This window comes from Yoonia sp. SWMV100, from assembly GCF_056108365.1.
In genome coordinates, this window is the sequence record NZ_JBWBAQ010000003.1 from 702,238 (window position 1) to 715,089 (window position 12,852).

The window sequence follows — 12,852 nt, forward strand, 5'->3', positions numbered from 1 at the left end:
CGGCGATTTCTCGCCGCGCCGTTCATTCAACTATGAGGATTATTTCATCCGTTGTCCATTGACCAATAGATGACCTTTGTCGTTGACCTCGACGGTGGTCTCAAGCTGGTCATCACCTGTGGTGCGGGCGAACATGCCCAGCATCATCCGTGGGCCCATGACCTGATCTTCGGGGATCAGGCCCATAGCAACCAGATTGTCGATCAGGGCATTCAGGCCATTGATCTGAACAGACGCTTCGCCTTCGGGGCGCGGCAGCGGCGCAAAGCTTTGCATGTCAGATGGATCAAAGGTGAAAGCACCGTCGCCTGTCACCGTTGCACCAACGGCTGCGATGTTCAGCTTGTCGATGGACACAGTGTTCAGCTCGACGGGTGACGCGCTATTCATCAGCATTGTCTGATCCGGATCGAAAACGTTGATCAATGGTGTTGCAGTGCCTGACACAGCGATTTCGATTGTGGCCGGATCACGCGGCAGGACAGATGCGGGATCAAACATGCCCCAAATGATATCGTTGACCGAAAGATCCACCAAACCAAGGCTTAACCGGAAATCTTGTGGCTGGTCTGCTTTGCCAAGCGGCATTTCAAAGCCAAGGTTGTACTTGTCCAGCGCGATTTCGACAGGGAAAGGGATCTCTGAACCGGTGATGTTGAAAGCAATATTTTCGGAATCGGCATCGTAAGCGACTTTGTCGTTATTGAACTCGACCGCCAATGTGGTTGCTCCAGCAGAAAAGGATCCCGCGGCTTGGTCTCCGTCGGTATTGACGTCAAAGATAAAGCTGCTGCCATCAACGGAATAGCCACCGTCCATCGCAAACCCATCCTTAAAGAAATTTTCGGGATGTTCAGCATCCATTTCCAATGGCAGTGCCATCGTGGCCTGCATGTTGATGCCTTCGATCTTGGCACCGCCGGTGAAATAATCACCTTTGCCGCCGGGTACTTTTACATCAACCAAAAGATCGATTGACGCGATATCGATGTCGTAAGCAATATTGTTGGTTTCGGTTTCGCTTGTGCTGTACGAACCGGTCATATCGTTGACCATCAAAATGGCGTTGCCGGTAAAGGTGACATCGCCATCCACCACGTCACGCAGCGCAAGTTTGGCGGTATCCGCTGATACATCATAGTTCAGTTCCGTGTCGTCGCCGGTCACGACCATTTCCAGACCGGAATAGGTTGTGTCGACGGTAATCACCGCACCAGATTGCGCGGTAAAGGTCATTGGATAGCTTTCGCTCATCGTGATCCGAACGCTGCCATCGCCCTGTTCTTCAAAGGTCATCTGGTCGATAGCGACTTCTGTCGACATCTCTGGCGACGTTGTTTTGACAGAAAGACCCGTCACTGTCAGGGTGTCGCCGGACATGTCCTCGGATGTCGTGGTCAAAGCAGTTTCAGGATACATCGACATCTGCGATTTCCAGCTATCCCAAACTTGTTGCGCAGTGACGTCTGCGTTGGCAGCGCCACCAACAACGAGTGCTGCAAAACAGACTGCACCGCGCAGCTTTGAAGAGTAACCCATTCTAATTCCCCTTGGTTAAAATGCTTTCCGAACTGAATGGGCTTACCTAGTGTATGCCCTGAAACGGAAATATTGATTCCCAAACTAATCACCATTTGGGGCCACCGAAAGGGATCAGCGTGAAAAACATGGACATGGTCGGGAAAACCGTACTTATCACCGGCGCAAGCCGGGGGATTGGCGCTGCTACGGCGCGGGCGTTTGCTGCTGCGGGGGCCAATGTTTCCTTGCTTGCCCGCAGCACAGACGCGATCGCGACGCTTGCGGGTGAGATCGGCGAAAAAGCGCTCGCAATTCCGTGCGATGTGTCGCGGTATTCTGAGGTAGAGGCAGCTATCGGTGCCACTGCCCGCACCTTTGGCGGGCTTGATGTCCTGATCAACAACGCGGGTGTGATCGACCCGATCGGCGATTTGGCTGACTGTGACCCGGATGCATGGGGGCGCGCCATTGATATCAATCTCAAGGGTGTGATGTACGGAATGCGTGCCGCCTTACCGGGTATGATTGCCCAAGGTCACGGCACCATTATCACCGTGTCATCGGGTGCGGCACATGGTCCGGTCGAAGGGTGGACAGCATACTGCAGTTCAAAGGCAGGGGCCTATATGCTGACCCGCGCGGCGGATCTGGAAAATCGCGACAAAGGGTTGCGCATCATGGGGCTATCACCCGGCACCGTGGCCACAGATATGCAACGCGATATCAAGTCGTCCGGCATTAATGCCGTTAGCCAGCTTGACTGGTCCGTCCACATTCCGCCCGAATGGCCCGCGCAAACGCTGGTTTGGATGTGTACGCCAGAGGCTGACGCCTATCTGGGAATGGACGTCAGCCTGCGTGAAGAATCCATCCGCCAGCAGGTCGGGCTTGCATGATACACTGCGATCGCCAAGGCGACATATATTGGATCACAATTGACCGTCCGGAAAAAGCCGGCGCACTGACACGCGAAATGTTAGTCGCGCTGACGACGGCGATGACGCAAGCGCAGAACGCAAAAGTCTTTATAATTAAGGGTACAGGTACGGTTTTTAGCGCAGGGGCCGATCTGGACGAGGCCCGCGCCGGTTTGGCACTGGACCCGGTGTGGGAACATCTGTCATCGGCTGTGGCGGCGTTGCCAGGGTTAACAATTGCCGCGCTGAACGGAACCGTGGCCGGAGGTGCGTTTGGCATGGTTCTGGCCTGTGATTTGCGCATCACGGTTGACCATGCAAAGTTTTTCTACCCCGTCATGAAGCTGGGCTTTTTGCCGCAACCCTCTGACCCAGTCCGCCTTGCGGCGCTGATTGGTCCGTCGCGGGCGAAAATGATTTTGATGGCGGGACAGAAGATCACTGCAAACGAAGCACTGCAGTGGGGGCTGGTAGACAGGATCGCACCCGCAGACACATTGATCAAAACCGCCGAAACTTTGGCGCAGGATGCGGTAAACGCAGCGGGTGCGCATATTCATGCGATCAAAAAAATGATTCCCTGTGGTCAGTAAAGTGTACTTGCTCAATCGCGAGGGCACATCCAAAACGACACGAACACTTTCGGGGGAAACATGGCGGAAAACGGCACTTTGATAGATCAGGCGTCAGACGCCATGACGCAGGGAATCGCGCTCGCGCAAAACTGGCTGCTGTCACCAGCGGCATGGTCGCAATTTGCACTTTTGGTAGGTGCCTATCTTTTGGCGCGTATCACAAATTTGATTATTGCGCCCAGACTGAAAAAGCTGCTTGCCACAGAACCTGAAAACACGACGGTGTTGGCCAAAGCGCGCCGGTTCATTCTGCTGTTTATGCCAATCCTGCTGCCACTTTTAGCGTATGGTTTTACAGCGATTGGCGAAGTTGTAACCCGCTCTGTTTTCGGGTCCGGGGCGGTCATTGCATTTGGCAAACGCGTGTTTTTGTTTCTGGCTGTGCGGGCCTTGGCGCGGGACATAATCCAGGATTCGTTCCTGCGCTTACTGGGCAAATACGTGTTGGTTCCGGTGACCGCGCTTTATGCGGTTGGATTTTTGGATCAGGTCATTGCTGCCCTTGCAGGCACCGTTGTCCACCTTGGCAATATTAGTTTTTCGGTGCTGGCGATTATACGTGGCCTGATCGCGGGCAGCCTGCTTTTCTGGCTGGGACAATGGTCAAATTCGCAATCTGCGTCCTACATTGACAAACAGCCGATGCGGCCCGCGATCCGGCAACTGGCTGTCAAATCGATCGAGTTTCTGATTTTCGGGATCGCGTTCCTGTTATTGATGAACATTATGGGGATCAGCCTGAGTTCGCTTGCGTTGATCGGGGGTGCCGTTGGTGTCGGCCTTGGTTTTGGTCTGCAAAAAATCGCCTCGAATTTCATTTCAGGGGTAATCCTTTTGATCGAAGGGCAAGCGACGGTGGGGGATTACGTCGCGCTGGACGGCGGCGAAGCGGGCACCATTATCAAAATGAGTGCGCGGGCGACATTTCTGGAAACCTTTGATGGGCGCTGGATTGTTGTCCCGAACGAAGATTTCATCACGACGCGCGTGGTCAACTATTCCGACAGTGGTTCAGCCAACCGATACGAAGTCCTGTTTTCCGTCAGCTATGACACCGACATCAACAAAGTCCCCGATATTATCACAGCAGCCGTGGCGACGCACCCTGACGTACTGAAAGCGCCAGAAGGTCCGGATTGCGAATTGCGCGGATTCGGCGACAGCGGCGTCGATTTTGCGGTTGAATTTTGGGTGAACGGCATTGACGACGGCAAGAACAAATATACGTCCGACGTCCTGTTCCTTGTTTGGAATGCTCTTAAAGACAACGATATCGAAATCCCCTATCCGCACCGTGTTGTCGAAATCAAAGGTGGTCTGCCTGCGTGACGGATGCTGTCGTCATTGGTGCCGGACCTGCGGGCCTTATGGCGGCTCAGGTCTTGGGCGAGGCCGGGCTTTCGGTCACGCTTGCTGACGCAATGCCGTCCGTGGGCCGTAAGTTTCTGATGGCTGGCAAGTCGGGGCTGAATCTGACCAAAATTGAACCCGATGTGCAATTTTTGCGGGCTTACGGTGACGCGCCACATGCGTTGCAGGGCGCGGTCGCGGATTTTGGCCCGCAAGCAGTTGTTGATTGGGCGCAAGGATTAGGACAGTCCGTTTTCAGCGGATCGACCGGGCGCGTATTTCCGACTGTGATGAAAGCATCGCCGCTGTTGCGTGCGTGGATGGCACGGTTAGATCGGCTCGGCGTCCGTTTGGAAACACGGTGGCGCTGGTCAGGCTGGGATGGGCCTGAACTGCTGTTTGATACGCCTGTGGGACAGCAACGCGTCAGGCCAAAGGCGACGGTTTTGGCACTGGGTGGCGCAAGCTGGGCGCGTTTGGGGTCCAATGGGGCTTGGGCGCAGTATTTGCCGGATGTCACAGCGCCATTTGCGCCCGCCAACATGGGATTTATTGTGCCGTGGTCTGATCATATGGCGCGTCACTTTGGGACGCCCGTGAAATCCGTCGCCTTGCATGCTGGCGATCAGACAACGCGCGGCGAATTTGTGGTGTCCGCGCGCGGTATCGAAGGTGGCGGTATTTACATGTTGTCGCGACCGATGCGTGAAGGGGCGCCGCTGTCTGTCGACCTGATGCCAGACTGGCCGATACAGCGGGTGCGGGACGCGTTGCAAAAACCGCGCGGCAAGCAGAGCCTATCTAACTTTTTGCGCAAGGCGCTTCGGTTGGACGCTGTCCATATCGCGCTGCTCGCCGAACTCGGGCGGCCATATCCTGACGATCTTGCCGCGCTGATCAAGGCTTTGCCCATCATTCACCAAGGTCCGCGACCGATGGACGAGGCAATTTCGACTGCTGGTGGGGTCCGGTTTGACGCGCTCACCGATGGCTTGATGCTGCGCAACCGTGCCGGGGTGTTTTGTGCTGGCGAAATGCTGGATTGGGAGGCACCGACCGGCGGCTATCTGATCACCGGATGTCTTGCGACAGGCTTACTGGCGGGGCGTGCTGCTGTGGATTATGCCACCAAACTTGCCCCCCCACACGACCACCCGTGAAGGTAGCCATTTTGATCTACCCGGGCTAAACAATGACAACGGGCTGATGGAGTGAACTGAATGCTAAAAAAAGCGCTATTTACAACAACTGCGTTGACGACGGCCATTGGTGTGCCGGTCGCAGCACAAGAGACGCCGTTGGGGTACGGGTTAAATGGTTTGCCCGGCGTGATCGAGATGCCCATCGCCCAAAGTGATAGCGAGGGTGCGCTGGCGGTTACAGCCGCGATGCAAGAGGGAATTTTCCGGCTCAATTTTGGTCTGCAACTTACCGACCGTCTGTCGGCGAGCGCAGGTTTCAACATCGCCGATGTCTATGATAGTACCGGATCATCCGTGATTGCTGGTGAAAATGCACGCGCGTTTAGCCTGCAGTATCGTTTGACAAACGAGACGGAATATCTGCCGCAGATCGCAATTGGGATGCGCGACATCCTGACGCCGGGGCGTTTGCAGTCTGAATATATCGTGGCGACAAAATCAATTGGCGACAGCCTGTCGGTGACGGCTGGTTTGGGTTGGGGCGCAATGGCGACCGCTGGCGGGTTCGATAATCCGATTGGTGGACGTGCCGAGCGTCCCGTGTTTGATACTGCGTCCGCGGACGGGCAGCTTGCCACTGATCAGTGGTTCGCGGGGGACGCGGCGTGGTTTGGCGGCGCGTCCTACCAAATCAATGAAAAATGGGGCGTTGCGGCTGAGTATTCTTCGATCGCTTATACACAGCAGCCCGATGGCCTCGTGCTGGAAACAGACAGCCCTTATAATTTTGGCGTGACCTATCGGCCTGCCGACGGCGTGCAGCTGTCATTTGTGTCGCTTTATGGTCGCGATGTCGGGGTGTCGGGTACTTTTGCGCTGAATGCGCATAACCGTCCCAGCATGGGCGGAGCCGAGCGCGCACCCGTCCCGGTCAAAGTCCGCAGTGAAAATGCACGTGCCGCCCGAGAGTGGGACCGCACCCAAGTGTCTGAACCTGCATTGCGCACCGCGATGGCAACTTTGATGGAAAGCGAAGGTTTGACGCTGACCGGATTGGAAATCACGGACACCTCTGCGCGCGTGCGCTACATCAACGGGCGGTATCGGTCCCAAGCGCAGGCGATGGGGCGCGTGGCGCGGTTTTTGACGCAAGTGATGCCCGGATCGGTTGAGGTGTTCATTTTTGAACCCGAATCGCGTGGCATCCCGCTGTCTGCAACACGGATTGCGCGTTCTGATGTCGAAGCACTGGAAACACGTTCAGGTGGTGCGGATGCCATGTTGCAGCGGGCCGTTTTCGTGGATGCCGGCAGCGCCGAAGGATTAACACCTGTGCCTTCGGAGGCTGCGGCGTTTACATGGGGGCTGGGCCCATATTTCGTCATCAACCCCTATGGTCCAGACGGCGCGGCGCAGATCGACGCAGGGTTAAAGCTGCAAGCCAGATATCAGATCGCCCCGCAGATTGTCGCTGCTGGGTCCGTTGTGCAAAGTGCGCGACCTGCTGATCCACAAGACCCTATCATTGACGCAACACCTGACTTGCAAAATGTCAGGTCTGACGGCGGTTTTTATGGCGATGACGGCGTCCCCGTGCTGCAAGACTTAACAATCAGTTATTACGGCCGGCCCGGACCCGACCTGTTTAGCCGGATCAGCGCTGGCTACCTAGAGCGGATGTATGGCGGAGTTTCATCAGAAATCCTATGGATGCCGGTCGATAGCAACCTTGGGCTTGGTGCAGAACTAAACTATGTCGCGCAGCGCGACACCGACATGGCATTCGGGTTTAGCGAATATGACTACGACGTAGTTACCGGACATGTTTCTGCCTATTATGACTTTGGGAATGGCTATCACACGCAGCTTGATGTTGGGCGGTATCTGGCGGGCGATTGGGGTGGCACCGTCACCGTGGCCCGCGAATACGACAATGGAGTGAGGATCAGCGCTTATGTTGCGCAAACCGAAGTCAATTATGATGATTACGGTGACGGATCCTACAACAAGGGCATACAAATCGCGATCCCGCAGGATTTCCTGCTTGGGAATCCATCGCGCAAAACCTATGCGGCAACGATTCGCACGCGGTCTGGTGATGGCGGTGCAATGCTGAATGTCGACGGGCGGCTATACGAGGTCGTGCGCGATGCGCACACCAACGATCTTTCAGATACTTGGGGACGGTTTTGGCGATGAAAAAGCTTGGGAAAATGACCTTTGGTCTGGCGATGCTGGCTTTGGCAGCGTGCGGTCCGATGAACAAGGGTGGGATGGGTGAAAAGTTGGCCATTGTCGCCAGTCAGCGCGGGACCGCACCCGCCGCCCCCGACACAAATGTGCCTGCCGAGGTGCTGCTTGCGAACCCCGGAAAATACATGCGAGTCAATATCCGTGACCAAGGCATTTGGACCGCTATGGTTGTGGGCGGGGAGAATAACGGGCGCGTGACTTGGGTTGATGCAAGCAACCTTAGCGTGACTGTTTCGAACGGATTGGTGGTCGCCACGCGCGGTCTGTCGCGTGATTTGATGGGTGCAGATGTCGCGGCATCATGGTTTGCGGTCCAAAGAGGGGGCGGAACAGCCGAAAGGCGGCATGATTTTCTGACTGACCAAGACAGAATTTCGACGGAACTGTTGCAATGCAGCATCGTTTTGGACGGGACAGAGGTGGTCGCACGGGGCGATACTGGCATCCAAACACGCCGCTTCAACGAGAAATGCGAGGGGGAAAACCTCACATTTTCCAATGTTTACTGGGTTAATGCGTCCGGAAACATGGTGCGCAGTTTGCAAGCTGTGTCGCCATCCGCTGGCTATCTGCAAATTGATGTTTTTTGATCTTTCGTGAGACCCCTTGGATTTTGCCCACCACACTGATTTAATATCAAAATGTGGATCATCACGACGTGATAGACCACCCGTGCATTAATTGGAGTACCGACATGCGCCTTACAACTACACTTGCCGCTGCAGCTTTGGCTGTTTCCGCTGTTGCTGCCAACGCTGGCGGCATGGCACCTGCAACAATGGAAGCTCCTGTTGTTGTTGTTGAACCAGCACCTGCTGGCTCGTCCATCAGCAGCACATACATCGTGATCGGCGTTCTTGCCGCTCTGGTGATCGCTGCTGCAGCAAACGCTCAAGACTAAGAAATAATCAGATCTTCGGATCTGAAAAAAGGCAGGCCCTAGGGCTTGCCTTTTACTTTTTCAGCGGCGCGCCATCATCGCAAGCCGCATCAGCGCCCGCTCCATTAACGGGCCTTGCGGGGCCGTGCTGGCCGAGCGCAGTTGCAAGTCCACATCCGTGATCACCGTCAGCGCCCGCTCCAGCCGGGGGCGTCCCCAGTGGTTTGCTTGCCGAACCACCTTGTCACGCCGTGGACCAAATACAGGTGGCCGTAACCGACCGATTCCCGCCGCAGCACCGCCCGGATCAGAGGCGACAATGTGCAGCCGCCTGAAATGGCGCATGGCACCAATGCACAGCGTCACAGGTGTCACACCTTGCGCGTAAAGGCTGCTAAGCACAGGCCCTAATTGTTCGGCGTGGCCCATTGTCACCACGTCCAGTACGTCGTCCACATCGACTTCGGCAGATTGCGGCGCGTTCAGCAAAACATCAGCAACCGATAGCGGTGCGCTGTCATCCAGTTTGTATAGGCTGACTTTTTCCAGCGTCTGCCGAAAATCGCCTGGCTCAAGCGAGGCGGCAAGCGCCATAAGCGTATCCATGACATCGCGGGCGGGTTGCGCGATGTTCGCTTTTTCCAGCGCCTGTTCAATATCGGCCACCGTTGGTGGTTCGTCATAGATGCCGATCGCCATCGCGTTGCGATGGTTTTCAAAAAGCTTACGCAACGCGGATTTTGCGGTCAGCTGGCTGGCGGTCACAATGATCTGTGCGTCACCCGGCTGCCAGTCAACCAACGCATTTGTCAGGGCCTTGACGGCGGTATCCGTGGCATCTTCGACAAACGCGACCCTGTGTCCGGGAAAGAACCCTTGGGCTTTGATTGCATCATCCAGTATCGCGGGGTCTTTGCGTAGGTCCGACGCCGCAATCCGTGTCAGGCGCATTTCGGCTTCGCCTTGCGGGCCGACAAGCGCTGCGATGGCCTGCTGTCGTTTCTCAGCGACGCGCATGGGGTCAGCACCGAAGATTAGCAAACCAGTATGTGTTGGATCGGGTTTGCGAAAATAGGCCGCAGCAGATGACCCCGACAGTTTCATTGCGTGATCTTCGGGCCAAGGAGCAGCAGGCGGCCAACGATCATATCTGCAAGAATCACGGACAGACGGGCCACCGCATCGGTTTCTGCGGATTGCGTGGCCGTTGTTGATGCTGTCGTGGAATAGCTGGTAAAGGCGTCGACGGCACCTTTTTCGATCTCGTCTCCTGTCGCGTTGTCGCGCAGCACCCAATTTCCGCGACCGATAATTTTGAATCTGGTGGTGTTACCATCTTCGGTAATGGCAGAGCTTGCGCGGCTTTGGGTCAATGTCACTTGCAATGTGTAGCGGGGCGCGTTGGCCACGCCCAGCCTTTCCTCAAGCCGTTCGCCCAGACGATATCCGGCGACGGTTTCAGGCGTAGTGAACGCGATGCTGCCATGCAAACGCCCAGCATCGCCGTAAACGGGCGCAAATCCGCAGCCGGCAAGGACAAAAAGCCCCAGCACGACTGCCCGACGAGAGATCCGGTCAGATGACAATGTTCACAATCCGTCCCGGTACGATGATCAGCTTCTTTGGCGCGTTGCCGTCCAATGCCTTTTGGACAGCGTAGTGATCCATGACGATCGCCTCAATAGCTGCTTTATCGGCGTCAGCCGCAACGGTGATTTCAGCGCGTCGTTTGCCGTTGATCTGGATCGGCATTGTGACGGTATCCTCGACCAGCATGGCCGTGTCAGCAACAGGCCACGGTGCGTTCGCGATCAACCCTGTGCCGCCCAGCAGCGACCAGATTTCCTCGGACAGGTGCGGGGTCATGGGCGACATCAGCTGCGCCAATATGCGCATGGCTTCGGATTTTGTCGCCTTGCCTGCCTTTGATTTCGACACCACAGCGGTAAAGCCATACAGCTTGGCAATTGCGGCGTTAAAGCCAAAGGTTTCGACGCCCATGGTCACGTCGTGAATGGCCTTGTGCGTGGCGCGCAGCAAAGCATCATCATCTGTACCGGGCGTATCGTCCATAGCGGCGATGTCATTGGCGATGCGGAACACACGTGAAAGGTGCTTGTATGTCGCCTCTGCGCCGGACGCCGTCCATTCCACGTCCCGTTCCGGCGGGCTGTCTGACAGCACAAACCAGCGCGCGGTATCGGCGCCGTATTTCGCGAGAATATCGTCGGGGTCGACGACGTTCTTTTTGGATTTCGACATTTTCGCAGAGGGAATGATTTCGACTGCGGTGCCATCAGCCAGCTTGCCGTCGGTGACGTCCTCTGGGAAATGATACACCGCGCGGTCGTTGGCATCTTTTGTCTGGTAAATTTCATGTGTCACCATGCCTTGGGTGAACAATGCGTTGAACGGCTCGATTGCGCTGTCAGGCAGGTGGCCGGTGATATTCATCGCGCGGGCAAAGAAACGGCTGTAAAGCAGGTGCAAAATCGCATGCTCGATCCCGCCGATATATTGGTCGACGTTCATCCAGTACGCAGCATCTTCGGCATTGGTGGGCGTCGGGGCATGGGGCGATGTAAAGCGCGCGTAATACCAGCTGGAATCCACAAAGGTATCCATCGTATCGGTTTCGCGCTGCGCGGGCTTGCCACACGACGGGCAGGCGCAATCACGCCATGTCGGGTGGCGGTCAAGCGGATTGCCGGGGATGTCGAACGTGACATCATAGGGCAGTTCAATCGGCAGGTTTTCTTTCTTTTCCGGCACCGCGCCGCAGTCTTCACAGTGGACAATCGGAATGGGGCAGCCCCAATAGCGCTGCCGCGACAGTCCCCAGTCGCGCAGGCGGAATTTGGTGACGCCCCCACCGATGCCGTTCGCCTCGCAATACGCGATGGCGGCATCCACTGCCGCATCCCCGGTTTGCACGGTTTCACCCGCGAAACCTTTGACATAGGTGACAGTTTCCGATTTTGCGGGCACGTAGGCCTCGGTCAAGGTGGCGTCGGCATCTGGCAAAAACACAGGCATGATCGGCAGCCCGTATTTCGTCGCAAAGTCATAATCGCGCTGGTCGTGGGCCGGGCATCCGAAAATCGCGCCGGTGCCATAGTCCATTAGAATAAAGTTTGCGATATAGACAGGCAGTTCCCACGCTGGGTCGAGCGGGTGTTTCACCTTCAGTCCGGTGTCATAGCCCAGTTTTTCGGCCTTTTCGATCGCTTCGGCGGTGGTGCCACCTTTGCGGCATTCCGCGCAGAATGCAGCGACCTTGTCGTCTTTGGCTTCCAACTCCTTTGCCAGCGGATGGTCGGGTGAAATACCCACAAAGGACGCGCCCATCAATGTGTCGGGGCGGGTGGTGTAAACCTCGATCGCGCTGCCATCGGTGCGCTCAAATGCAAATTGCAATCCGCGCGATTTACCGATCCAGTTCGCCTGCATCAGTTTGACCTTGGCCGGCCAATCATCCAGCCCGTCGATGGCTGACAGCAGTTCCTCGGAATAGTCGCTGATTTTAAAGAACCATTGCACCAATTCGCGGCGTTCAACGTCGGCGCCTGAACGCCAGCCCTTGCCGTCAATGACCTGTTCGTTGGCCAGCACTGTCATATCGACCGGATCCCAGTTCACCACGGCCTTTTTGCGATAGATCAGGCCCTTTGACAGAAAATCGATGAACAGCGCCTGCTGTTGGCCGTAATATTCCGGGTCACAGGTTGCAAATTCGCGAGACCAGTCGATGGAAAGGCCCAGCGGTTTCATCTGTGCCTTCATGTCGGCGATGTTTTGATAGGTCCAGTCCTTTGGATGACCACCTGACGCCATCGCCGCGTTTTCGGCGGGCATGCCAAAGGCATCCCAGCCCATGGGGTGCAGAATGTTGTGACCCGTCGCCAGTTTATAACGCGCGATCACGTCACCCATCGTGTAGTTGCGCACGTGGCCCATGTGGATACGGCCCGACGGGTAGGGGAACATTTCGAGCACATAATATTTCGGCTTGTCGGCGCTGCGCGTGGCCAGAAATGTCTGGGCCTCGGCCCAAGCAGATTGCCATTTCGCTTCGATGTCAGCAGGGGTGTAGGTGGTCATCAGAACGGTCTTTCAAGAATGCAAACGCCGGGCGACTGGGCCCGGCGCAAGTG

Annotated in this window: 11 protein-coding genes; 7 read left to right on the forward strand and 4 right to left on the reverse strand. The window is 56.2% G+C overall.

The genetic code is table 11. The features are described from left to right. Positions 1-39 precede the first annotated feature (39 nt). Positions 40-1,539 carry a DUF2125 domain-containing protein gene (locus ACXJGX_RS08275; protein ID WP_474780458.1) on the reverse strand — a complete coding sequence of 500 codons (1,500 nt, stop codon included), beginning with the start codon at positions 1,537-1,539 and terminating at the stop codon, positions 40-42. A gap of 128 nt (positions 1,540-1,667) precedes the next feature. Here ACXJGX_RS08275 and ACXJGX_RS08280 point away from each other — a divergent pair, with 128 nt between their 5' ends. The 7 genes from ACXJGX_RS08280 (at position 1,668) to ACXJGX_RS08310 (ending at position 8,719) form a co-directional block, all read left to right on the forward strand. Next, entirely contained in the window at positions 1,668-2,417 is a 750-nt protein-coding gene (locus tag ACXJGX_RS08280) for an SDR family oxidoreductase (RefSeq protein WP_474780790.1), read from the forward strand. Then, positions 2,414-3,031, forward strand: a complete 618-nt coding sequence (locus ACXJGX_RS08285) for an enoyl-CoA hydratase/isomerase family protein (RefSeq protein WP_474780460.1) — start codon at positions 2,414-2,416, stop codon at positions 3,029-3,031. Before ACXJGX_RS08280 ends, ACXJGX_RS08285 begins: the two co-directional genes overlap by 4 nt. Positions 3,032-3,133: 102 nt before the next feature. After that, positions 3,134-4,402, forward strand: a complete 1,269-nt coding sequence (locus tag ACXJGX_RS08290) for a mechanosensitive ion channel family protein (protein WP_474780462.1) — start codon at positions 3,134-3,136, stop codon at positions 4,400-4,402. Then, complete coding sequence (locus ACXJGX_RS08295) at positions 4,399-5,583, forward strand: TIGR03862 family flavoprotein (protein WP_474780464.1); 1,185 nt, start codon at positions 4,399-4,401, stop codon at positions 5,581-5,583. Before ACXJGX_RS08290 ends, ACXJGX_RS08295 begins: the two co-directional genes overlap by 4 nt. Positions 5,584-5,643: 60 nt before the next feature. Continuing rightward, positions 5,644-7,764, forward strand: a complete 2,121-nt coding sequence (locus tag ACXJGX_RS08300; RefSeq protein ID WP_474780466.1) for a YjbH domain-containing protein — start codon at positions 5,644-5,646, stop codon at positions 7,762-7,764. Further along, positions 7,761-8,408 (forward strand): YjbF family lipoprotein, encoded by a 648-nt coding sequence (locus ACXJGX_RS08305; RefSeq protein WP_474780468.1) that lies wholly within the window; start codon positions 7,761-7,763, stop codon positions 8,406-8,408. Before ACXJGX_RS08300 ends, ACXJGX_RS08305 begins: the two co-directional genes overlap by 4 nt. A gap of 104 nt (positions 8,409-8,512) precedes the next feature. After that, positions 8,513-8,719: a hypothetical protein gene (locus ACXJGX_RS08310; RefSeq protein WP_474780470.1), complete on the forward strand. Its 207-nt coding sequence runs from the start codon at positions 8,513-8,515 to the stop codon at positions 8,717-8,719. Between the two features lie 60 nt (positions 8,720-8,779). On the opposite strand, the gene holA is transcribed toward ACXJGX_RS08310, so the two are convergent. The 3 genes from holA to leuS are packed head-to-tail and all read right to left on the reverse strand — an operon-like array spanning position 8,780 to position 12,799. Beyond that, positions 8,780-9,802 carry a DNA polymerase III subunit delta gene (gene holA / locus ACXJGX_RS08315; protein WP_474780472.1) on the reverse strand — a complete coding sequence of 341 codons (1,023 nt, stop codon included), beginning with the start codon at positions 9,800-9,802 and terminating at the stop codon, positions 8,780-8,782. Next, positions 9,799-10,284 (reverse strand): LPS assembly lipoprotein LptE, encoded by a 486-nt coding sequence (gene lptE / locus ACXJGX_RS08320; protein WP_474780474.1) that lies wholly within the window; start codon positions 10,282-10,284, stop codon positions 9,799-9,801. The genes holA and lptE overlap by 4 nt, the downstream gene beginning before the upstream one ends. Next, positions 10,274-12,799 (reverse strand): leucine--tRNA ligase, encoded by a 2,526-nt coding sequence (leuS, locus tag ACXJGX_RS08325; protein WP_474780476.1) that lies wholly within the window; start codon positions 12,797-12,799, stop codon positions 10,274-10,276. The genes lptE and leuS overlap by 11 nt, the downstream gene beginning before the upstream one ends. Positions 12,800-12,852 lie beyond the last annotated feature (53 nt).

Excerpts from the sequence above, each read along its gene's own strand:
- ACXJGX_RS08275 (WP_474780458.1), bottom strand. The coding sequence starts at position 1,539 with ATGGGTTACTCTTCAAAGCTGCGCGGTGCAGTCTGTTTTGCAGCACTC.
- ACXJGX_RS08280 (WP_474780790.1), top strand. The coding sequence starts at position 1,668 with ATGGACATGGTCGGGAAAACCGTACTTATCACCGGCGCAAGCCGGGGG.
- ACXJGX_RS08285 (WP_474780460.1), top strand. The coding sequence starts at position 2,414 with ATGATACACTGCGATCGCCAAGGCGACATATATTGGATCACAATTGAC.
- ACXJGX_RS08290 (WP_474780462.1), top strand. The coding sequence starts at position 3,134 with ATGACGCAGGGAATCGCGCTCGCGCAAAACTGGCTGCTGTCACCAGCG.
- ACXJGX_RS08300 (WP_474780466.1), top strand. The coding sequence starts at position 5,644 with ATGCTAAAAAAAGCGCTATTTACAACAACTGCGTTGACGACGGCCATT.
- ACXJGX_RS08305 (WP_474780468.1), top strand. The coding sequence starts at position 7,761 with ATGAAAAAGCTTGGGAAAATGACCTTTGGTCTGGCGATGCTGGCTTTG.
- ACXJGX_RS08310 (WP_474780470.1), top strand. The coding sequence starts at position 8,513 with ATGCGCCTTACAACTACACTTGCCGCTGCAGCTTTGGCTGTTTCCGCT.
- holA (WP_474780472.1), bottom strand. The coding sequence starts at position 9,802 with ATGAAACTGTCGGGGTCATCTGCTGCGGCCTATTTTCGCAAACCCGAT.
- leuS (WP_474780476.1), bottom strand. The coding sequence starts at position 12,799 with ATGACCACCTACACCCCTGCTGACATCGAAGCGAAATGGCAATCTGCT.